Raw genomic sequence first — 21,225 nt, 5'->3', positions numbered from 1 at the left:
TCATGACCGAAACAGCAACCATCCCAGCATCTGCGGGCGCCCGGAAAATCGCCATCGTCGGCTCGGGCTACATGGGCGGCGGGATCGCGCAGGTCCTGGCGCTGGGAGGGGCGCGTGTGGCCCTCTCCGACGTGTCCGCAGAGGTGGCCCAAAGCAATTACGACCGCCTCCTGGTGGAGTCTGACCAGTTCGTGGCCGACGGGCTGTTCCCCGCCGGCTCCACCGAAATCCTGAAGCAGAACCTCTGGGCCGCAAAGGACATCGAGGAGGCCGTGGCCGACGCCGACTTCATTGAGGAAGCCGTCCCCGAGGTTATGGAGATCAAGCACCAGACGCTTTCGCGGATCAGTGCCGCTGCCCGGGCGCATGCCATCATCGGCTCCAACACTTCCACCATCTCCATAGCTGAGTTGTCCCGGCCGGTGAGCAACCCGGAGCGGTTCCTGGGCGTGCACTTCTCGAACCCGTCCCCGTTCATTCCGGGAGTCGAGATCATTCCGCATGCTGGCACGTCTGCCTCCACCGTGGGTACGGTCCGCGAGCTGGCCCACGCCGCCGGCAAACAGACCGCCGTGGTCAAGGACGTCACCGGTTTTGTGCTGAACCGCCTGCAGTACGCGCTGTTCCACGAGGCGGCGCAGCTGGTGGAGCAGGGCATCGCGACGGCGGACGACGTGGACACCCTGGTCCGCACCACCTTCGGCTTCCGGCTGCCGTTCTTCGGTCCGTTCGCCATCGCCGACATGGCCGGGCTGGACGTGTACAACTTCTGCTACAAGTCACTGCAAAAGGACTTCCCGGAGCGGTTCGCCACGCCTGCGATTCTGTCCGATCTGGTGGAGGCCGGAAAGCTCGGCACCAAGACCGGCGCCGGGTTCCTCAACGTCCCGGCCGATCGGATTCCCGAGCTGATCGCCTACCGCAACAAGGCCTACGTGGCCATGCAGAAACTGCTGGATGAGCTGGGCCCGGCGCCGCTGGGCTGAGACGGGCGGCTTCCGCTGCTGAAGTGCTCATGGGCCCACCGATCGACTTAGCATTGGAGTCGATTCGTACCGCAAGAGTTAAAGTGAATGGTCCAACCCAAGGACGGAGGATTCCATGGCCGCCGAGAGTTCCGAAGAGTCCCAGCCTTTGCACGGTTCAATCTACGAAAACGATCAGGAAGTCATCGAAGAGGCGGTGCGGATGCTGCGCGAACTCGACGACACTCCCCTGCATCAGATGACCCCGCTTTTCTACCAACACGGGTACGAGGAGTTGCGCCTTCTGACCCTCGAGCTGCTTCGCATCTTGGGTAGTGACCCCAAGGCGTAGTGGCAAGGTCGGCGGATTCGCCGGGTTCAAGCAGCGAAGTCTTATCGAGCTGCGCCTGGACGTCACGCTTCACCTGAAGTCGGCCCACCAGTTGGTGCGCTTTCAAGCCGACAACGGACCTTATGTAAAGCTGGCGCCGCGAGGGGCTCCCGGAAGGTTTCCTGTGCCACCCCGGAACGACCCTCCAGGTCTTCGTCAACCACGCCAATTCAATTCACCATGTGTTCGGGCAGGGCCTGAACCGTGGCGATCTGAAATTGGCGAAGCTCCAGTCAAATAGCGGTTGACCGGAGCTCCGGTCCATTATGTGCCGGTAAACCTGAGGATTCCCTGTGAGTTCGGCATGGTGGTTGTTATGGTGGTGGCCGTTATGTAAAGCCGGAGCTCCGGCCTTCCCAGCAAAAACTAGGCCTCGATTATCAATCGATTCAACGGCTTCCACAAGCTCGGAGAGGCCGCGACGGAGGTTTCGCGTGACCCTGCCCACTAGCCTGCAGCCGAGGTGATCGTATTGCGACAGAGCCGCCTGCTGTCAGGACTCGCTTTTGATGCAGGCTACTAAATAATTTCGGGTCGGCCTGCTAGGTGAATACTTTAATCTTTCAGTTACTTGCTAATGTGAACGAAGACTGTATCTGGGGGTTTGATTTGGCACGGCGTCGTGGCTTTTTAGCGGAAATGCAGCACCAAGCGAGAGTGGCCGAACAGCGCCAGCGAGCCGCGGCACGGGAACAGGCGGCGTCGGCGCGCCGGGCCGAGCAGGCATGGAAAGCTGAGCAAAGGGCGCAGGCTGCACTGCAGCGTGCTTCCGAGGCGGACCGCAAACGCCTTGAGAAGGAAGCGCATGACGCCCACGTGGCCAGCCGCCAGGCCGAAGTCGAGCAGCTGAACGCCCAGCTTGCAAGCGTTTACGATCAGGTTGACAGCCTCCTTGAATCGACTCTGGCAGTGGATGATTACGTTGACCTTGCCAGCTTGCGCAGAAGGGCTGAACATCCCCCGTTTGACCGGAGGCTCGAGACCCCAATTCCCGCGCCTGTACCCCTGCCCGATCCCCCGGCCCCGGTGTTCGAACCCCCCGCTCCCCCGACCGGGCTGTTTGGCCGCAAGAAGAAGCTTGCTGAGGCCCAAGCCCAAGCCGAGGCCGCGTTTGCCGAAGCTTATTCGTCTTGGGAGCATGAGATGGCCCAGTTGCCCGGGCGGCGGCAGGCGGTTGCTGATAGGTATGCGGCCGATGAGAACAACCGAAAGCAAAGGCTGGCGGCAGCACAAGCCCGGTACCAGGACGAATGCGCCGCGCGTGAGACCGAGGTTGCTGAGCACAACGCCTCGATCGACCAACTCATCACAAATCTCAGTTACGGTTCCGTGGAAGCGGTCCAGGAATACGTAGGCATCGTGCTCGCCAACTCCGTCTACCCCGACGGATTCTCCGTAGAGCACGAGGCAGAGTTTGAACCTGGCACAGCAGAACTCGCGTTGCGCGTCCTCATCCCAAGCCCAGACCAGGTCCCCACGATCAAGTCCTACAAGTACGTAAAGGCCAGCGACGAGATCACGCCGGTAGCGCTTTCACAGAAAGAGTCGAAGGACCGATATGCGGGAATCGTCCACCAGGTCGTACTGCGGACTTTGCATGAAATCTTTGAAGCTGATCGTCGCGCGCTGATACAAAGCATCGCGCTGGAAGTCGGAACACAGACAATTAACCCGGCGACAGGCAACGAAACGTACATACCTTTCGCCGCAGTCGGGGTATCACGTGAGGCCTTTTCTGCCATCGACCTGTCAGCGGTGGTGCCTGCGGCTACTCTGGAACACTTGGGTGCCGCAGTCTCAAAGAACCCACTCGGGCTGGCACCCGCGAATGTCGCAGGAGTTCGGCGCTCCTGATGACGACGGCTGATCTGGTTTTCAATCCGCCTCCTGGCTGGCCCCAGCCCCCCGCGTCCTGGCGGCCACCGACAGGCTGGACGCCGGACCCTTCGTGGCCGGCACCCCCGCCAGGATGGCAACTCTGGCTGCCATCAGGAGATTCGCCCTCCCCGGCCGACACGGAGCCGGGACCTGAATCATCACCGAGCAAAGAGGAACCCACCGTATCTTCAGTGGCTGCACGGGTTGCATTTCTTGAGGCAGAAAATGAACTTCTTCGGCGGCAACTCTCCGATGCTACCGACGCATCCACTCCATACGTTGAACTCGACGACGCGCGAGTGCTCCAGGAAGTCGGCATTTACCGGTATCACCACCCGCTTGAGAATGCTGCATCGTTTCGTGACCGGCTAGACGAGGTGGAAGGGCGAATCGCGGAACTGGTTAAAGCCGGGCAGGCGATCGTGAAGTCGAATCTGTTCACCTTCAACAATTCCCTCGCCAAGGGCCGGCGCATGACCGATGACCTGGCCAAACTGATGCTTCGCGCCTATAACGCCGAGGCGGACAACAGCATCAGATCCTTAAAGCTAGGCAATGTTGTCACGGCGAAGCGTCGCCTCGATGCGTCCCGCATGGCAATCGCAAAACTGGGCGCACTGATGGAAATGCACATCAGTGATGACTTCCACGCTCTGCGCGTCGAAGAAATCGAGCTCACTGCCGACTGGCTCATGAAGAAGCAGGAGGAGAAAGAAGCAGAACGAGAGGAAAAGGCTCGTCTGCGCGAGGAACGCCGCGTCGAACGCGAACTCGCCGAGGAACGGGCCCGGCTCGACAAGGAACGCGCCCACCTCCTTAATGCTCTCAACGCGATGCGAGCATCTGGTCAGGGGGATGCCGATCTCGAGCGGAGGCTCGAGCTTATCGACGAAGCCATCGCTCAGAACGACTTCCGGGCAGCTAACATCCGCGCTGGCTACGTTTACGTGATCTCCAACCGCGGAGCCTTTGGCGATGACGTCGTCAAGATCGGCCTGACACGGCGGCTCGAACCCGCGGAACGCGTCGCGGAGCTCAGCGGCGCATCAGTACCGTTCCGCTTCGACATCCACACTCTTTTCTTCTCTGAAGATGCCGTCACCTTGGAAAACGAGCTCCATAAACATTTCGCGACGAAGGCCGTGAACCAGGCCAATCCACGGAAGGAGTTCTTCTTCGCCACCCCAGCTGAGGTGCGGGACGTACTGGTAGAAAAAGTCGGGAACCTTCTGGAATTCAGCGAACAAGCGGACGCTACCGAATACCTTCAATCCATCAAGCACTGGCCGGACCGGCCTTCCCAAGAACCGACGGTTTCATCACTGCCCATCGCTAAGCAATAGAGACGTTTCCCGCGGCGCTCAGCAGTTGGGCGGTGGCCATCATTCGCTTGCAACTGCGGCCGCAAAACCAGCTGGTGCACCTCGAAACGGTATCCACAATGCCTTGACTTCCTTCCTGAACGGGCCTAGAACTCAACCTGACAGGACGAGGATAGGAGGCCACGTGAGCGGGCAGCGGATCGGCTACGTGCGGGTGAGCACTTTGGACCAAAATGAGAAGCGCCAACTCGAAGGCCAAATTCTGGACCGGGTCTTCATGGACAAAGCCTCAGGCAGGGATACTGCCAGACCGGAGCTCACGCAACTGCTGCGGTTCGCACGAGATGGGGACACCGTGGTGGTTCACAGCATGGACAGGCTCGCCCGCAACCTCGATGACCTGCGAGCCCTGGTCCAGGGTCTCACCCGCAAAGGCGTGCGGGTGGAGTTCATAAAAGAGAGCCTGGTCTTCACCGGTGAGGACTCCCCCATGGCCAACCTCATGCTCTCCGTCATGGGCGCCTTCGCTGAATTCGAACGCTCCCTCATAAAGGAACGCCAAAAGGAAGGCATCGCCCTAGCCAAGCAACGCGGCGCCTACAAAGGACGGAAAAAGACCCTCACACAGGAACGGGCCGCCGAGCTCGTCCAGCGCGCCGGCACCGGAGTTCCAAAAGCCCTCCTTGCCCGTGACTACGGAATCAGCAGGGAGACCGTCTACCAGTATTTGCGCCAAGCCAAGCTGGAGTGAGCCGCTCCCCTGTCTCCGCCGTCGATGTGCAATAGTTCGCGCAGCCCTAGCTTGACGGAACGTCGGCTATCGGCACTGCGCAGGTTTGGTGACAAGTGATCATGTTGGGGAAATCGGTGGGGCTGCGTCGGGCAGAATCCTGCGTAATGAGAGCCCCCCCTAATAGCAGCCTAAGAATAGGCCATAGCGCGTTTTGCGCCAGTCCTGGAACTCACGCGTGCAAAGATGTCTTAGCACATAAGGAGGCAAACGTGGCCAAAGAGGACTGGGACAACGTCCCGCGAACGTTCCGAGATCTAAGCTGGGGTTTGCAAACCATCGTAGTGGTTTCTTTCTTAGCCGCCCTCGCCTGTATTTTGCTTGGTATCAGTATGGATTCTCAGCAGTGGTGGCGAGAGAGTCCGTTCCTGGTCAACCTAGCGTCCTCAGCAGCAGTAGCTTTCTTCGGCTTTCCTTTAGGGCTGGTTTTAGTAAAAGCCATTTCCGTTCGCCAGGACGAACGCATCGAAAGACTCAGTGCCTACCGGCTAGCATTGGCTTCCGCAAAGGACTTGCGTGAACGCGCCACCCGTCTGGAGCGCGGGAACCTCACAACTGATGCTTTGAAGGATCTGCTTAAAAGGGCAGAGGCCAGCGTCCATTGGAGTCGCCACCTGCTGATTGACGAAAGCGACAGGGGTACTAGCCAAAAAGAAAAGGAAGACCAACTAGCCTATGCTTCCGCACTCGTAACGGAGTCGGAGGAAGCCTTCAAGGAATTCGGGCCGACCGATGACGAAGATAGAAGCGTTCTGGAGCTCGAAGACGCATGGCGATATTGGGACAGGTCTATCCGCCCGCGGTTACTGAGCGCCGGCGTGGATTGGGTGACTAATAAAGCTGATGCGCCAGGACGAAGCCTGCGGTGGACGAACCTTTTCGAAGGCACTCAAAAAATCACACTCAATATGTGGCCTCATTTTGAGAACTTTCGTCAAGGCCGTAGGCCTCTGGAAACAATTGTTGAGGACTTAGAGAGAATTGAAAAGCAACTGCGACCAAGGCAAAGGTCAGTGGACTACGCTATTGCGCTGGCCGACTTTGCTTGTGCCCTTGTAGCGGCCATAGAGTCGCACGAAGAAGCTGACGTCATCAATGGAAGGCAGAGGGCCAAGGTGTAGGCGAGTAGCAAAGCTAAAAGCATAGGTCGCTTATCACGCGTTTATGCGGCTCTTTCAGTTGCTACTTGACATAATCTTTATTATCGGCTCTTTAAAATGGGCGGGGGAGAGGCCTGAGCTTGGCCCTGCGCATATCTACCGCCCGGTAGGATGGTCAGCGTCGCCGGGTGAGGGTGGCGTTATTGGGGGAGAAGTAATGAAAGTTCCAGTCAGGCATGAGCTCGGCAGAAAAATCACGACGGCGGCTGCCGCACTTGTGCTGCTGCCCGGCATCAGCGGCTGCAGCCTGTTCCCGTCGCCGCCGCCTCTGCCGGATATCGCTCCAGCCACGCCTATGTCGGCGCTTCCGCCGGAGTGCCCCTTCGTCGGCCAGAACGACCTAACGCCGGTCCGGATCCCCCTGGGCACCCCGCGCGAGACGATCGGCAGTGTCCTGAACGCTTACAGCGGCTGGTTCAACGCCGGTTCCGAACTGATCGCCGCCTGGAGTCCAGGCACGGCCGTCCCAGAGAGCTGTGTTGAGCGGCTCGCCGCACGGAACACGGAGGCCTACTCGGCCACCCTGTTCACCACGCACAGCGACGTGGCCTGGCAGCAATACTTCACCTCTGTAAAGGTGATGAACCAGCAGAACCTGGCAGCGGTCCGCTCTGCCGAGCCGGAGGGCAGCGGGCGGGGGACGTTCGAACTGTTGCAGGAGATGGATTCGAGCGCCACAGACAGCGGAACGTTCCTGAAGTTCGATGCCGTCTACCGCCCCGCAGTGGCCGGCCAGGGCAATTGGGAGGACCTGGACAAGCCGACCCGCTGGTACGTGGAACTGGTCCCGGCGGGAGAGTTCCTGGTCATCAACTACATCGAGACCAAACCCGCCGCCGGTTAGTGACTCTCCTCTATCAACCAATTTAGGTTTGACGGAATATCCGTTATCGGCGTTCGCTCTGAAGGCTCGTTAGATGAGGGAAACGCCCATTTGCTCGAGGATTGTCCTGGAATGCGGGACTGCCAAAGGCAAGGACTGGGGAAGAGAGTCAGTGAGCAGCGTCCACCCGCTCCTGGGAGGGGCGGGCTGGGGTGAGCAGCATCGTTGCAGTGTCGATGCGCTCATCGGTGTCCTGTCCCTCCACCAGTGCCACGGCTTCGCCGCGGTTTGACACCACCGGGACCGAACCGAGGAGCGGCCGGGACGCAGTCTCACGCATCTTCAGTAGCGCGAAGAGGGCGACGACGGAGAAGAACATGATGTAGAACGCCGGTGCGTAAGAGTTGCCGGTGACCTCCACGAGGATTTGGCTCACCAGCGGCGTAGTGCCGCCAAAGATGGATATGGAGAGGTTGTGCGTTACGCCTACACAGCCAAAGCGCGAGGCTGTGGGGAACAGTTCGGACATTACTGCACCGGTCAGTGCGAGGAAGCAGGCGCTGGGCAGCGATACAAGGAACAGTGCCAGGTACAGTGACCACAGCGTCCCTACCTGCATCAGGGAGAACGCCGGCAGCAGCAGGACAAGGTTGCCGATCGTAGCCACTGCGTAGATGGGGCGACGCCCAATCCGGTCCGACAGGCGGGCCACTAGCGGAATCATGACAGCCAGCAGCACAAGCACCACCACGGCGGCAATTGCGGTGTGCACAGAGTTTGCCCCGACCTCTGTTTCCAGGTAGGTGGGCATGTAGCTTGTGAGCATGTAAGCCGAAGTGCCGTCGGCGGCGACAAGTGCGCAACCGATCAAAATCTGGGGCCAATAGTGCTTCAGGATGTTCGGCAGGTTATGCCTTACGAACATCGGGCTGATGTCTCCACGTTCGGATTTCTCGTGGGCAACTTCAAAGCTGGGTGATTCCGGGATACGGCGGCGCAGCGAAATGGCCAGAATGCCCAGGGGCAGTGCGATCAGGAAGGGAATGCGCCACCCGCCTTCGCGCATCGCATCGTCGCCCCACAGCGAAGTCGTGATGGCGGTCGTTGCGGCCACGACACCGGCACCGGCTGCGAAGCCCAGCATTGACCCGGAGTTCAGGAGGGAGGTCATGAAGCCGCGGCTGCGGTCAGGGGAAAATTCAGCGATGTACGTCGCCGCTCCGGAATACTCGCCTCCGGTGGAGAAGCCCTGCAGCATTTTCAGCAGGTAGAGAGGGATGATGACCCAAAGCCCCACCTGCCCGGCCGTGGGGAGCAAGCCGATGAGGGTAGTGCCTGCGGCCATGAGGGCCATTGTGAAGAAGAGCACCTTGCGGCGTCCGATCCTGTCACCCAGCGGGCCCAGGATCATTCCGCCGAGGGGCCGCACCACAAAGGAGACGGCGAAGCCCAGAAGCGTGACGAGTAGTCCCATCCTCTCGTCCATACCCTCGGTGAACACAGAGGTCATGGTGACCGCCAGGTATCCGTAAATACCTATGTCGTACCACTCGATGAAGTTCCCGACGCCGGCCCCCACCTGGGCTTTGCGGAGTTCGCCTTTGTCGACGACGATGCAGTCGTCAGCCTGCAGGCGGCGGGTAGTCCCCGTCAGTGCTGCACGTTGGGTTTTCGGATATTGGGACATCGTTGTCTTTCTGTCGTGATGGGAAACGCAGCTGGTGACCACATGGACGTTCTACGCGACCAGTGCCTGCGGCTGGCAGTGCAAGGCCGGCACATATCGTGGCTGCGAATGCGCTGACTACGTTCACTAAATGAACGACGCATCTAGTTATTGAACACCAAGGATAGGGTGGCGCAGGACACACCGTCAAGTTCTGAAACCGTCCGGGCTTATTTCACGGCGCCCTCTGATGGCGAATCTCACAGGGTTCCCGTACCCGACGGGAGTCGCGGGACTGGCAAGATTGAGGACAGGACTTCAAGCAAGGACGGTCGCATCAAACGGCGACGATGCACCTGTTCGCCCCAGCACAAAGCCATCCCGCAGGTCGGCAGTTCCTTTCTGACACCGCCACGCCTCGGCGCATCCCTTGCCCCGCTTCTGGTCGCCAACCCCCACGTTTACGGCATGCGTCAACCACGAGTTAGGAACCAACATGCTTAAAGAATCGATCTACTGCGACGTTTGTTGGACCAATCCTGGTCACGCACACATCCGCGATTTGCCTATCTGCTCGTCATGCATTGAAGAGTTCAATATGGTCGGCCTCCACCGTCTCGTGTACTGGGACAGTGAACCGTATGAGGCGCCGGACGGGCAGCGAATGACTCACGACGAGGCCCAAGGCACTCCCGGGCCGGCCCTCTTTGTTCCCCGCGACAGTGAAGAGCTCTTCCTGGCCCGGTTCGCCACCCTCGTAGCGGCATTCTGACCAGTCCCATGCCGTGGATTGACCGCCGCTGTTAGCCGGATGTCCTCCCGGGGGAGGACATCCGGTTGGCTGCGACGGGGAGCTGGCTGTTATCGGGCCTTGTTGTGCATCACGTGCTTGGTGCGGGAGTAGTCGTCCAATGCGTAGGCTGACAGGTCCCGTCCGTACCCGGAGCTTTTGAATCCGCTCCATGGCATTTCGTTCGCGAGCACCAGGTGTGAGTTGACCCAAACGGTGCCGGCCTCGAGCCTGGAGGCCATGGCGTGGCCGAGCTGGGGGTTGAGAGTCCAGACTGAGGCTGCGAGCCCGTAGGGCACCTGATTGGCACGGCTGACGGCCTCGTCCTCGGTGGAGAATGTTTCGATGGTGACGACGGGTCCGAAGATTTCTTCCAGCGTGCAGGCGGCGCCTTCAGGGACATCGACCAAGACGGTGGGGGCGACAAAGTAGCCTTTCCCTTCCAGTGCGCCTCCGCCGAGGGCTGCCTTCGCCCCGGCTGCCTTTGCCCGTTCGAGGTGTCCGAGGACGCGGTCGAAATGGGCTTTCGAGATCATCGGGCCGATTTCGACGTCTGCACCGGCGGTGGGTTCACCGACGACGAGGGTACGCACCTGTTCGACCAAAAGCTGGGAGAACTGTTCTGCGACCGATTCGTGGACGAGGACGCGGCATCCGGCGCCGCACTCCTGTCCTGAGTTCCAGTACCCTGCCGCGCGGAGGGACTCAGCGGCTGCTGCCAGGTCTGCGTCTGCGAAAACGACCACCGGTGCCTTGCCGCCGAGTTCCAGGTGGACGCGTTTGACGGTTTCCGCTGCGGTCCGGGCGACGGCACGTCCGCTGTTCACGGAGCCCGTCAGTGCGATCATGTCCACGTCGGGGTGTCCGGCAAGGCGTTCACCGATGACCGGGCCCAGCCCGGTGACAATGTTGAGCACGCCTGCCGGCAGCAGGTCTGCGGTCAGCTCGGCAAACTTCAAAGTGGTGAGCGGGGTCTGTTCGGAGGGTTTGAGGACAATCGTGTTGCCTGCGGCCAGGATGGGGGCAATTTTCCAGACAGCCATCAGCAGGGGGTAGTTCCATGGCGTGACTACTCCAACCACTCCGAGCGGTTCGCGGAGAATCACGGACAGGTGGTCCTCGGCGTATTCGCCGGCGGCAAGGGAGGTTGTGGCCCGGGCAGCGCCTGCCATGAAGCGGAATGAGTCAATGGAGGAGGCTACATCGTCCTCCGAAACCATCAGGGGCTTGCCAGTGTTCAGCGACTCCAGCCGCGCCAGCAGATCTGCGTTCTCCTCCAGGCGGTTTGCAATCGCAAGCAGGATCTCTGCCCGTTTCTTGGGTAAGGTCCGGCCCCACGCTTCCTTCGCCTGCATGGCTGCGAGGACGGCGGCATCCGCGTCGGCGGCGGTGCCCTGGGCGACCTCACAGATAGTGGTTTCAGTACAGGGGTCTATCACGGCCTGTTTTTCGTCGGTGGTTCCAAGCCGGAACTCACCGTTGATGAAATGCTGGCCCGGCGGCAGCGCATCGATGCCGAAAATGGGGGCCGTGTCCGTGCTGCGTCGAACGGTGCCGGGAGCAGTTACTGCCGTGGTTGTCATTGTCACTCCTGATTGTTGGTGGGATGTTTGAGGGCGTTTGCTTGGTCGATGAGTGTTGGCTGCAGGGCGTATCCGCGGTCTAGGCGTTGGCCGCCTCGAGCTGCAGTTCGGCGATGAGCTTCTCGATCCGGGTCAGTAGCGCAGCGTCGAGATCTGCGGTGGGCCGCCGCGGAGCACCAATGGGAAGACCAAGTATTCCGAGTGCGGCCTTGACCGCAGGCACGTAGGGTGCGGAGGAGATGGCATTAATCAGGGGGTAGATGCGGTTCCATTCGGCTCGGGCCGCCGCGAAATCGCCGGCTGCGACGGCACGGTGGACTGCAACGATCTCGCGCGGCAACAGGTTGGCGGTACCGGCCATCACCGCAGTTGCCCCTTCCGTCAGGGCGGCCAGAACCAGCGTGTCCGCGCCGATGATGGCGGTGATGTCTTCCCCCAGCTCGTGGATCAGCTGCGCCGCTTGATGCATATCGCCACTGGAGTCCTTGATGTATCGGATGTTCTCAACATCGCGGGCCAGAGTACCCACCGTTTCCGGGTCGAGATTGACTCCTGTGGCCGCCGGGTAGTTGTAAAGCATTACCGGCAGTTCCACCGATTCAGCCACAGTCCTGAAATACCGGGCGGTCTCCCCCAGCGTGAGCTGCTCATAGTATGGGGCGACCACCATGAGAACGTCGGCCCCGCATTCCTGCGCGTGGCGGGACAGGCGGATGGCCTCCGCCGTGCTGGTCGCCCCGGTTTGCGCCACAACGGGCACCCGTCGGCCAGCATGCTCGACTACGGTCTCCACAACCAACCGACGTTCCTGGGTGCTCAATGCGGCGAACTCACCGGTGGAACCACAAGCCACCACCCCATCCACTCCCCCATCAACGGAACGGTCCACAAGGAGACGAAGACGTGCTGCGTCGATTTCGCCGTCGGCTGTGAACGGGGTGGCGAGGGCGGTGAGTACACCGTGAAGCTGTGGAGACATGGTTTTTCCTGTCTGCTGATGGTGGAACGGAATGATCGATCAAGAAAGCTGCGGGTGGTTTCCCGACGTCGGTGGAGGCGTGGAAGGAAACCACCGGAAGAAGTACCGAATGTTCATCTACTGAACGTCACGATCAAGTATTGCCGAGTAAAACAGGCCGGGCAAGCGTTTTTTCAAATAAGTAGGCGTCCGCCTCAAACTGGTACATCCCGGAAATATCGGCGAAACAAGGCCGAAAAGTACAGCCGTCGACCGCACCGTCTGCCACATACTGCGGCGATGGCCCCTGCTGAGTGAAGTTGTCGTCCAGCAGGGGCCACACGTGGTTAATTCGGCACCGCTAGTGCGTGTAGCCTGCCGCTGCCTCGGTCAGGGTCTTGCCCTTGGTTTCAGGGGCCAGCCACTGGGACAGCCCGGCACCGGCAAGGGCGACGCCGGCTGCAATGAGCATGGTGGGGCCGGACCCGAGGCTTTCCATCGACATCGGCAGCAGGAAGATGCCGATGCCGGCTCCAACACGGCTGACAGCCGCGGCGAAACCCGTTCCCAGTCCTCGGATTTCGGTTGGAAGCACCTCACTCGGGTAGACGCCCGTCAAGGAGGTGTACATCGCGTTGAAGAACGAAAAGATCAGGAACAGGATCAGTACAACGGCGGCGGGCGCGCCAGCCCAAATACCGATAATTCCAAGGACGACGGCGCACAGCCACTGGGGCGGGACCGTCAGCACGCGACGGCCTGCCTTATCGATCAGCAGGAAAGCGACGACGACCCCCGCCAAAGCGACCGCGGAGAGTCCGACTCCACCGGCGAGACCGCCGGCGAGGCCGTACTGATTGAGCACGCTGTCGGCGAACGTGGCAATGGCAAAGTACGGCGTCACCGCGCAAAACCAGAATCCGGAGATGAACAGGGTGGACCGCCAGTACTGCTTCGAGAACAGCATCCCGAAGCTGCCCTTGCGGACGTCCTCGTGCTGCACGTCGTCAAGCGCATCATCCGGCAGGTATTTGCCCGCCAGGGTCCGGGCCTCATCCTTGCGGCCTACACTCCACAGCCAGCGCGGCGACTCCGGCATGCCGAGGCGGCCGAGGAACAGGGCAACCGCGATGAACGTGCTCGTACCCAGGATGAAGTGCCAGCTCAAGTCCGTGTACTCGTTGAGCAGGTGGCCGATCAGGAATGCGAGCATGAATCCGGCGTACCAGGCAATCTGCATTGAGGCCATCAGGCGGCCGCGCAGGTGGGTGGGAGAGAACTCGCTCATCAGAGGCCATCCAACGGCGTATTCAGCGCCGATCGCAACACCCATCATCAGCCGCACCACGACCAGCCACACTGGCGAGTCAATGAAAAACTGCATGCCGGACGCAACCGCAAACAGACCAATATCGAACATGAAGATCGACTTTCGGCCCCACTTGTCCGCGGCCCAGCCACCCAGAGGTGATCCGACCAGAATGCCGATCAGCGCGGCCGCCGCTATCAGACCCTGCCACAGCACCGTGAGCTGCAGGTCCTCAGCCATAACCCCGGTTACCGGCCCGAGTATGCCCAGAACATAGCCATCGAGGAACATGCCACCGATCAGGACAGTGACCATCCTGATCATAAAGCGTCGCTTGCCTGCCGCCGAGGCATCACCACGATGGGTAGTTGAATTATTAATCGTGGACATTGGACATTCCCTCACTTGGCGTGCATGACATGGGTTCCGCCTCATTCGCGGGACTGAAAGGTTGCATCTGGAGCATGCTTTGACTCCCTGGTCAATGAAGGCACTGGGCGTGCCATGAGCACTCAGGCGCCGTGCACATCCATGTGCACGGAATTCCCGGCGCATAACCCGCTCAATGCGACTTTGAAGTTGTTCTATTCGGTTAGCCACGGCCGCCCGCTCGCCAGCACGGGCCCACACCCTAGTTTCTTTAGTGTGCTCCCCTGCCGGACTCTCATGCATCACCCACTGATAAGTTCCCAGCGGCTGAAGCAGACCATCGCAGCGTTCACTAAACGAACGCTCTGATCAAAAATATGACAGCAATCACACCCGAGGTCAAGCCCCGCGCAAATATGAAGAGACCGCTGGAACGTGCACCTTGCGCTGAGATGTGACGACTGGCATAATCGAATTATCGTTCAATCACTGAACGACGCGTTCAAAAATATCGAGCGCGACACATTGATAAGCCTCTACTTACTGCCTTATGGATTGCTTCAGAGAGGAAGCCACCATGACTATCGCCCAGAGCGTTTTGTCACTGTCACTCGGCCGTCACGACCGTCGGCGCCTAGCAGGAACAGCGGTGCGCCCTTCGAATAAGCCGCTGCAGTGCTCGGGTTCTGCCGGTATGACCTGTGAGCCATGGGGAGGCCTCTACCTCCAGGAAGCGGAAGCGGCTCCTGCAGGAGCGTCCGTTCCCGATCTGGAAGCGGAACGCCGTCACCCCCAAGTCCGGTGAATAGCGTCCGTACGGACGGATCCGTGTTAATCGAAAGAAGCTGTCACGTCGTAGATGACTCGGGCGATTGCTTCTTTTGCACAGGCCCTGAGACTGACTGACGTCCAATAGACCCCGGAGCCCTCCGTTTCGCAACGCGGGGGGCTCCGGTACCAACAGTGCGTGGACCACAATGAAGTCGTGCGGTTAACCGTTCTTGCTCCACGTATCGGTGGAAACCTGCGTCAGGACGGCAGAGGGAGCTTCGCTGTGCGGCCCCCGTCCAGCACTATAACTTCACCCGTCAAAAAGCTGGACCGGTCACCTGCCAAATAGACGGCCAGGTCCCCAACATCTTCCGGACGACCTGTCCGACCCAAGGGGTGCAACCGGTTGAGGGCGCCGCGTGCGGCAACGGGATCGGGAAGGGTGGTCAAGTAGGTTTCACTGAGTTCGGAGTCGATCCATCCGGGGGCAATCGCATTGCAGCGGATGTTGTCCTCTCCGAGGTCCACAGCCATGGCGCGGGTCATCCCGTGGAGACCGGCTTTCGTCGCGCAGTATGCAGCGTGCCCCGGGTTGGCCGCCAGCCCCTCGATGGAGCCGATGTTGATGATGCTCCCTCCGCCGCGACGGCGCATGTGGGGCAATGCTGCCTGCGCCAGGAAAAGAGGTGCCCTGAGGTTGAGTGCCATCATCAGATCCCACTCCTCCGGGCGGATCGCGGGAACACTTCGCTCAAACATGATGCCGGCATTATTGACGAGGATATCGATGCCGCCGAAATGGGCGACGGCGCTCTCCACGGCGTCCGCCGGCGCCGACGCCAGACTCAGATCAGCCTGAACGCCGAAAACCCGCGGGTGTCCCTGCAGCGCAGATTCGAGGGGGCGCCGCTGGACGATCGCTACCCTGGCACCTTCTTCAAGGTAGCGGTCCACGATGCCGCGGCCGATCCCCTGTCCCCCGCCTGTGACCATGGCGATCTTGCCTTCGAGTTGCATCATGCTTCCTTTCAACGTGGCTGCTTTCACATCATGCCCTTCCCCTGATGGGAGGGTTCCGGGCAGACCGTTGATTCGACAGGGCAGGCTGCCCTGTCGTGGGCCGAGCCGTGCGCTCTTCTGCCGGAAGCTCGGTGGAAGCGAATCAACGCTACGGCAGCAATCGCTCCCCACGCGAGGTTCAAGGCCACTGAAGGCCACGCACCGTGATAACTGCCGTTCACCAGAAGGGCTGCCGACCCACCCAGGTTGCACAACTGAAAGATCCGTCCATCGCCAATCCACCCGAGGGAAAAGGCAGCATAGCCCGCAAGGACAACCACAGCCCCATGTACCAGCTCCCCCTTGCACGATTGCCACGCCATCTCTTTGCCTCCTGATCCTTGGCCTTGCGACATAGTCGCCACCGCCTATTGACGATGTGACCTCGACCACTCTATTGTTCTGTTCAGTCCTTAATCAATCTGTTCAGTTTATGAACGCAAAGAAAGTCGTCGTTATGACTCAGATGAGACTCTTCGCTTTCGATTTCACCGGCCCGGCCCACCTTTCGGCCGGGCTGTGGAGGCATCCTCAGGATCGTGGCAGCCAGTACAAGTCGGTTCAGTACTGGATTGACTATGCGCGCATGCTGGAACAGGCGTGCTTCGACGGCATTTTCTTTGCCGACACGTCGGCTACCACGATGTCTACCGCGGCAACGTGGACGCTGCGCTGAAAGATGCGGCCCAGATCCCAGCCAATGATCCCGCCTTCGCTATTCCCGCCATGGCTGCAGCTACGAAGCACCTGGGGTTCGGCGTCACGTCCACTACTGCATACGACCACCCCTACTCGCTGGCCCGGAAGTTCGCGACCCTGGACCACCTCACCGAGGGGCGGATTGGATGGAACGTCGTGACCTCCTACGCGGACAGTGCCGCGAGGAACCTCGGCACGGGAGCCCAGCGCGCCCATGACGACCGGTACGAGGTGGCCGAGGAATTCATTGAGGTAGCCCTCAAACTTTGGGAAGCGTCATGGGAAGAACGCTCAGCCGTGATGGACGCGGATTCCTCCACCTATATCGACCCTGAGAGGGTCCACCCCATAGAACACTCCGGCAAGCACTTCACCGTGCCCGGCATATTTCTCTGCGAACCATCATCCCAGCGCACCCCGGTGATCTTCCAGGCGGGCGGCTCCAGCCGCGGTGTTGCCCTGGCTGCAGCCACTGCGGAAGCGGTCTTCATGAACGCCACCTCAAAGCCGGGGCTCAAGAAACAGGTCGACGCCTTGCGCCAGCAGGCCGTTGGAGCAGGACGAAACCCTGCCCACATCGCAGTACTGCAGATGATCACTGTCATCAGCGCCCCCACCGATGCCGAAGCGCAGGCCAAGTACGAGGAGTACCGCAAGCTGGTCTCCTACGAAGGCGCCATGGCGCGTTACAGCGGGTGGAGCGGGTTGGACATGTCCACCTTTGACCCGGACGTTCCCCTGCGCCACGTCAAAACCAACGCAGGCCAGACGATGGTGGACATCTTCTCAAAGATGGATCCGCAGAAGGAATGGACGCCGCGTGACATCGCGGAGTACATCGGGATTGGAGGAACAGCCCCGGTGGTTGTCGGCGGACCAGAGACGGTGGCCGAGGAGCTCACGTCATGGATGGAAGAAACCGGAATCGATGGTTTCAACGTCGCCCACGCCGTCAAGTACCAGGACATCAAGGACTTCACCGAGTACGTCGTCCCCGAACTTCAACGACGGGGTGCCATGCGCACCGCTTATGAGGGGTCCACATTGCGTGAAAACCTTTTCGGCTCAGGGCAGGCGCGCCTTGCTGCCGACCACCCAGGAGCTGTCTACCGCGATTCCTTCACCGCCAAATCGCTCTCGGGAGACCAATCATGACCGCAGTAACCGTGCCCGCGACCATCACCCCGGGTGTCTACCGCCAGGTTTTCGGCCTCCTTCCCACAGGGGTCGTCGCGATCACAGGCCTAACCGACGGCGGTAAACCCCTGGGATTCGTCGTCGGAACCTTCCAGTCGCTGTCCCTGGAGCCCCCACTGGTCACCTTCTGTGTGGATAAGTCCTCCAGCACCTGGCCCGCCCTTCGGTCCCTGGGACGATTCACTGCCAACATCCTCTCCACGGAACAGCTCGGTGTCTGCAAGGCACTGTCCCGAAAGGGTGAGGACAAGTTCCAGGGCATTGACTACGAGGGAAGCGTCCTGGGTACCCCCCGGATTCTGGGCTCGACGGCCTGGATAGATTGCCAGGTGCTCTCCGAAGTGGTGGCCGGTGACCACTTCATGATCGTCGGAGCCGTAAAGGCCATGGAGGCCGGCGCCGGCGACGCCCTCCTGTTCCGGGGTGGAAAGTTCGGAGACTACAACCAGTGGCCCACACCATCGGCCGCACATTCCCAAGCCATAAACATCTCCAGCCCAGACAACGAAGTCAGGAGCAAACCGTGAACGCCATGCACCTCGAGGCACCGACACACGAACATCGCAAGGAAACTATGAATTCCGAAGTCCCCTTCATCAAGGTGGAGCACCTCACCAAGATCTTTTATCCGGCCAAGAGTACGTCCGTGCTGCGAAGGAAGTCCCCGCAGCACGCCGGCTTCAAAGCCGTCAACGACGTCTCCTTTGAGGTCAAGCGAGGCGAAATCTTCGTCATCATGGGCCTGTCGGGTTCCGGAAAATCCACAATCATCCGGATGCTGAACCGGCTCATCGACACCACCGAAGGCTCGATCGTCATCGATGGGAAAGACGTCGGAGCGCTCGACCCGGCCGGACTCCGGTCCTTCAGGAACGAGACCATCAACATGGTCTTCCAACATTTCGGCCTGTTCCCCCACCAGTCGTTGCTGGACAACGTGGCATTCGGCCTGAAAGTGCGCGGCGTCGACAAACAGTCACGTGAAGCGAAAGCCACCGAAGCCCTGAGGCTCGTCGGTCTCGGTGACCGGACGCACGCCATGCCCGACCAGCTCAGCGGCGGCATGCGGCAGCGCGTCGGCCTCGCCCGCGCACTGGCCACCGACGCGGAAATCCTCCTGATGGACGAGCCTTTCAGTGCCCTCGACCCCCTGATCCGCCAGGACATGCAGCAGCTCCTGATCGAACTGCAGCGCAACTTCAAAAAGACCATCGTGTTCGTCACCCACGACCTGGACGAGGCAATGTACCTCGGCGACCAGATCATGGTGATGAAGGAAGGCCGGCAGATCCAGCGCGGGACCGCCCTGGACCTCCTGGAAACCCCCGCCGATCCCTACATCGAAAAATTCGTCGCGGAGGTGAACCGCAGCAAAGTCCTGCACGCCGGGATGCTCGCCGAGCCGCTCGCCGGCGCCGACCATGAAGACGGCTGCCGCACAGGCGTCCGGCCCGTCAGCGCCACCACCAACGGTTCATCACGGGTGGAACACGTCAACGGCGCCACAATCATCGCCGATCTGCTCCCGGTGTTCGCCGCCGGTTGCGACCGCCTCCATATCACTGACGAACAAGGCCTGGTCATCGGTCAACTCACCGCGAACAAAGTCTTCGCCGCACTCTCCCCGAAGGAGTCTGTCAAATGAATCTTGATGTCGGAGGGTGGTTTGAATCCCTCATCAATTGGTTCCTCGCGAACCTCGGTTGGTTCTTCGACGGCGTCGCCTGGCTGACCAGCCAGATTGTCGGCGGCGTCGAGTTCGGACTGGTAGCCCTGCACCCGCTGGTTATCATCGCCCTGCTCACCGGCCTGGCTGCCTTTATGACCCGCAGCGCCGGAATCACGATCTTCTCCGCCGTGGCCTTCCTGCTCATCCTCTCCATGGGATTGTGGCTTGAAACGATGACAAGCCTGTCCATCGTGCTCGTATCGGTCGCTGCCGCTCTCCTGATCGGCATCCCGCTGGGGATCTGGGCCGCCCTGAGCTCCCCGGTCAGCGCAGTCATGCGGCCCATCCTGGACCTCATGCAGGCCATGCCCGTCTTCGTCTACCTCATCCCGGCCGTATTCTTCTTCGGGGTCGGAACCGTACCCGGCATCGCAGCCACCATCGTGTTCTCCATCCCCCCTGCAGTCCGACTGACCGAGCTCGGCATCCGCCAACTGGACCACGAACTCCTCGAAGCGGCCCAGGCCTTCGGCGCCAAGAAGAGCTTGATCCTGCGAGACGTCCAGCTCCCCCTGGCCTTCCCGTCCATCATGGTCGGCGTCAACCAGGTCATCATGCTCGCCCTGTCCATGGTCGTCGTCGCCGGCTTGGTTGGCGCAGGCGGACTCGGCGGAGTTGTTGTCCAAGGCGTCGCCCAGCTCGACACAGCCCGCGGCTTCGAAGGCGGCCTCGCCGTCGTCATCCTCGCCGTATACCTGGACCGCGTCACCGGTGGGGCAAGCTCCCTCGCCGGCGTGCTGCGCAAGAGCAGCCGCCTCCGGAAAGAACGTGCAGCCACCACAGCCGCCACCCCCCGCATCAGTGCCGATGCAACCCCAGCAGTTCAATAACCCCACATCCTCACTAGGAGACAACCTTGAAAAACCTGCTCAAAACCACCCTTGCCGCCGCTGCCATCGTCGTCAGCGTCAGCGCCTGCTCCGGAGTCGCCCCAGGAGGAGCAGCAGGAGGTGACAGCGACAAGACCCTGACGTTCGCCAATGTTCCCGGCTACGATGACACTGTCGCCATCAACGCTCTTTGGTCTGTACTCCTGGAAGAGAAGGGCTACAACGTCGAAACCACGAACGTTGACCTGGCAGCTGGATTCTCTGGGATTGCCCGCGGAGACCTCGATGGATATCTCAACGCTTGGCTTCCGTCAACACACGCAACCTACGTCGATAAGTACAAAGACGACCTTGTCGTCCTCGAGGACTCCTTCTTTGAAAACAACCGGCTCGTGTTGGCAGTTCCAGAATCCGTGAGCGAAAACAGCATCAGCGAAGTGGCTCAAAATGCGGAAAAATACGAATCGAAAATTATCGGGATCGAAGCCGGCTCCGGACTGATGAAACTGCTCCCCGACGTCATGGCCAAATACTCCGCCCAGAACAAGCTAAAGATCGTGGAAGGCAGCACCCCCGCTGCCCTGGCCGCCCTTGAAAACGGAGTCAACAGCAACAAACCCGTAGTCGTGGCACTTTGGGAGCCGCACTGGGCCTTTGCTTCCATGCCAATCAAAAGCCTTGAGGACGACCTGCAGGGGTGGCCGAAACCTGATAGCTCCTACCCGGTACTCTCCAAGGAGTTCGCCGAGAAGCACGCCGACGTTGTCGGGTGGCTGTCCAAGTCGCAACTGACAGAGGAACAGTTCGCCTCACTGATGCTCTCCATCAGCGAAGCAAAGGACCCCACCGAAGGGGTCCAGAAATGGCTTGAAACTCCAGAAAACCGGACAGCCGCCGACGAATGGCTGAAGTAACCCGTCTCAAGCCACCCCATAC

The 21,225-nt window shown here is 60.5% G+C and carries 19 protein-coding genes; 14 read left to right on the top strand and 5 right to left on the bottom strand.

Features of this window, described 5'->3' with window-relative positions; all coding sequences use genetic code 11:
• Nucleotides 1-2: 2 nt before the first annotated feature.
• The 7 genes from P2Q66_RS17165 to P2Q66_RS17135 all read left to right on the top strand — a co-directional run bounded on the left by P2Q66_RS17165 (nt 3) and on the right by P2Q66_RS17135 (nt 7,350).
• Nucleotides 3-986: a 3-hydroxyacyl-CoA dehydrogenase family protein gene (locus tag P2Q66_RS17165; RefSeq protein WP_275730094.1), complete on the top strand. Its 984-nt coding sequence runs from the start codon at nt 3-5 to the stop codon at nt 984-986.
• A gap of 115 nt (nt 987-1,101) precedes the next feature.
• A complete protein-coding gene (locus P2Q66_RS17160) occupies nt 1,102-1,317 on the top strand; it encodes a hypothetical protein (RefSeq protein WP_275730092.1) in 216 nt (71 codons plus the stop codon).
• 696 nt (nt 1,318-2,013) lie between these two features.
• The gene (locus tag P2Q66_RS17155; protein ID WP_275730089.1) at nt 2,014-3,210 is read left to right on the top strand and encodes a hypothetical protein; all 1,197 of its coding nucleotides are present in this window, start codon (nt 2,014-2,016) and stop codon (nt 3,208-3,210) included.
• A gap of 215 nt (nt 3,211-3,425) precedes the next feature.
• On the top strand, nt 3,426-4,577 hold the full coding sequence (locus P2Q66_RS17150; protein ID WP_275730087.1) for a DUF4041 domain-containing protein: 1,152 nt from the start codon (nt 3,426-3,428) through the stop codon (nt 4,575-4,577).
• A gap of 163 nt (nt 4,578-4,740) precedes the next feature.
• The gene (locus P2Q66_RS17145) at nt 4,741-5,307 is read left to right on the top strand and encodes a recombinase family protein (protein ID WP_275730085.1); all 567 of its coding nucleotides are present in this window, start codon (nt 4,741-4,743) and stop codon (nt 5,305-5,307) included.
• Between the two features lie 251 nt (nt 5,308-5,558).
• A complete protein-coding gene (locus P2Q66_RS17140; protein WP_275730082.1) occupies nt 5,559-6,467 on the top strand; it encodes a hypothetical protein in 909 nt (302 codons plus the stop codon).
• A 196-nt stretch (nt 6,468-6,663) separates the two neighbouring features.
• Nucleotides 6,664-7,350 (top strand): hypothetical protein, encoded by a 687-nt coding sequence (locus P2Q66_RS17135; protein ID WP_275730080.1) that lies wholly within the window; start codon nt 6,664-6,666, stop codon nt 7,348-7,350.
• 148 nt (nt 7,351-7,498) lie between these two features.
• Here P2Q66_RS17135 and P2Q66_RS17130 read toward each other — a convergent pair whose 3' ends face one another.
• Nucleotides 7,499-9,016 (bottom strand): MFS transporter, encoded by a 1,518-nt coding sequence (locus tag P2Q66_RS17130; protein WP_275730059.1) that lies wholly within the window; start codon nt 9,014-9,016, stop codon nt 7,499-7,501.
• A 577-nt stretch (nt 9,017-9,593) separates the two neighbouring features.
• Here P2Q66_RS17130 and P2Q66_RS17125 point away from each other — a divergent pair.
• Complete coding sequence (locus tag P2Q66_RS17125) at nt 9,594-9,767, top strand: hypothetical protein (protein ID WP_275730058.1); 174 nt, start codon at nt 9,594-9,596, stop codon at nt 9,765-9,767.
• 89 nt (nt 9,768-9,856) lie between these two features.
• On the opposite strand, the gene P2Q66_RS17120 is transcribed toward P2Q66_RS17125, so the two are convergent.
• From P2Q66_RS17120 to P2Q66_RS17105, 4 genes are all read right to left on the bottom strand, one after another.
• Nucleotides 9,857-11,368 (bottom strand): aldehyde dehydrogenase family protein, encoded by a 1,512-nt coding sequence (locus P2Q66_RS17120; protein WP_275730057.1) that lies wholly within the window; start codon nt 11,366-11,368, stop codon nt 9,857-9,859.
• A gap of 79 nt (nt 11,369-11,447) precedes the next feature.
• Nucleotides 11,448-12,347: a 4-hydroxy-tetrahydrodipicolinate synthase gene (gene dapA / locus P2Q66_RS17115; RefSeq protein WP_275730056.1), complete on the bottom strand. Its 900-nt coding sequence runs from the start codon at nt 12,345-12,347 to the stop codon at nt 11,448-11,450.
• Between the two features lie 340 nt (nt 12,348-12,687).
• A complete protein-coding gene (locus tag P2Q66_RS17110) occupies nt 12,688-13,959 on the bottom strand; it encodes an MFS transporter (protein WP_275730054.1) in 1,272 nt (423 codons plus the stop codon).
• 1,074 nt (nt 13,960-15,033) lie between these two features.
• Nucleotides 15,034-15,795, bottom strand: coding sequence for an SDR family oxidoreductase (locus P2Q66_RS17105; protein WP_275730052.1), 762 nt, complete (start codon nt 15,793-15,795; stop codon nt 15,034-15,036).
• Between the two features lie 496 nt (nt 15,796-16,291).
• Between P2Q66_RS17105 and P2Q66_RS17100 the strand changes: the two genes are divergently transcribed.
• From P2Q66_RS17100 to P2Q66_RS17075, 6 genes are read left to right on the top strand one after another with little or no spacing between them, the layout of a single operon-like run.
• The gene (locus P2Q66_RS17100; protein ID WP_275730051.1) at nt 16,292-16,510 is read left to right on the top strand and encodes a hypothetical protein; all 219 of its coding nucleotides are present in this window, start codon (nt 16,292-16,294) and stop codon (nt 16,508-16,510) included.
• Nucleotides 16,435-17,688 carry an NtaA/DmoA family FMN-dependent monooxygenase gene (locus P2Q66_RS17095; RefSeq protein ID WP_345795648.1) on the top strand — a complete coding sequence of 418 codons (1,254 nt, stop codon included), beginning with the start codon at nt 16,435-16,437 and terminating at the stop codon, nt 17,686-17,688. Before P2Q66_RS17100 ends, P2Q66_RS17095 begins: the two co-directional genes overlap by 76 nt.
• The gene (locus P2Q66_RS17090; protein WP_275730048.1) at nt 17,685-18,257 is read left to right on the top strand and encodes a flavin reductase family protein; all 573 of its coding nucleotides are present in this window, start codon (nt 17,685-17,687) and stop codon (nt 18,255-18,257) included. Before P2Q66_RS17095 ends, P2Q66_RS17090 begins: the two co-directional genes overlap by 4 nt.
• A 47-nt stretch (nt 18,258-18,304) precedes the next feature.
• Nucleotides 18,305-19,375 (top strand): betaine/proline/choline family ABC transporter ATP-binding protein, encoded by a 1,071-nt coding sequence (locus P2Q66_RS17085; protein ID WP_345795647.1) that lies wholly within the window; start codon nt 18,305-18,307, stop codon nt 19,373-19,375.
• Nucleotides 19,372-20,289: an ABC transporter permease subunit gene (locus P2Q66_RS17080; protein ID WP_275730046.1), complete on the top strand. Its 918-nt coding sequence runs from the start codon at nt 19,372-19,374 to the stop codon at nt 20,287-20,289. The genes P2Q66_RS17085 and P2Q66_RS17080 overlap by 4 nt, the downstream gene beginning before the upstream one ends.
• Before the next feature lie 26 nt (nt 20,290-20,315).
• Nucleotides 20,316-21,203: a glycine betaine ABC transporter substrate-binding protein gene (locus tag P2Q66_RS17075; RefSeq protein ID WP_275730045.1), complete on the top strand. Its 888-nt coding sequence runs from the start codon at nt 20,316-20,318 to the stop codon at nt 21,201-21,203.
• Nucleotides 21,204-21,225 lie beyond the last annotated feature (22 nt).

The sequence above is a fragment of the Arthrobacter sp. Cr_A7 genome (assembly GCF_029222765.1).
Lineage (GTDB): Bacteria > Actinomycetota > Actinomycetes > Actinomycetales > Micrococcaceae > Arthrobacter.
Note: the sequence above shows the minus strand (reverse complement) of the source record. Positions and strands in the feature narration are given on the sequence as shown.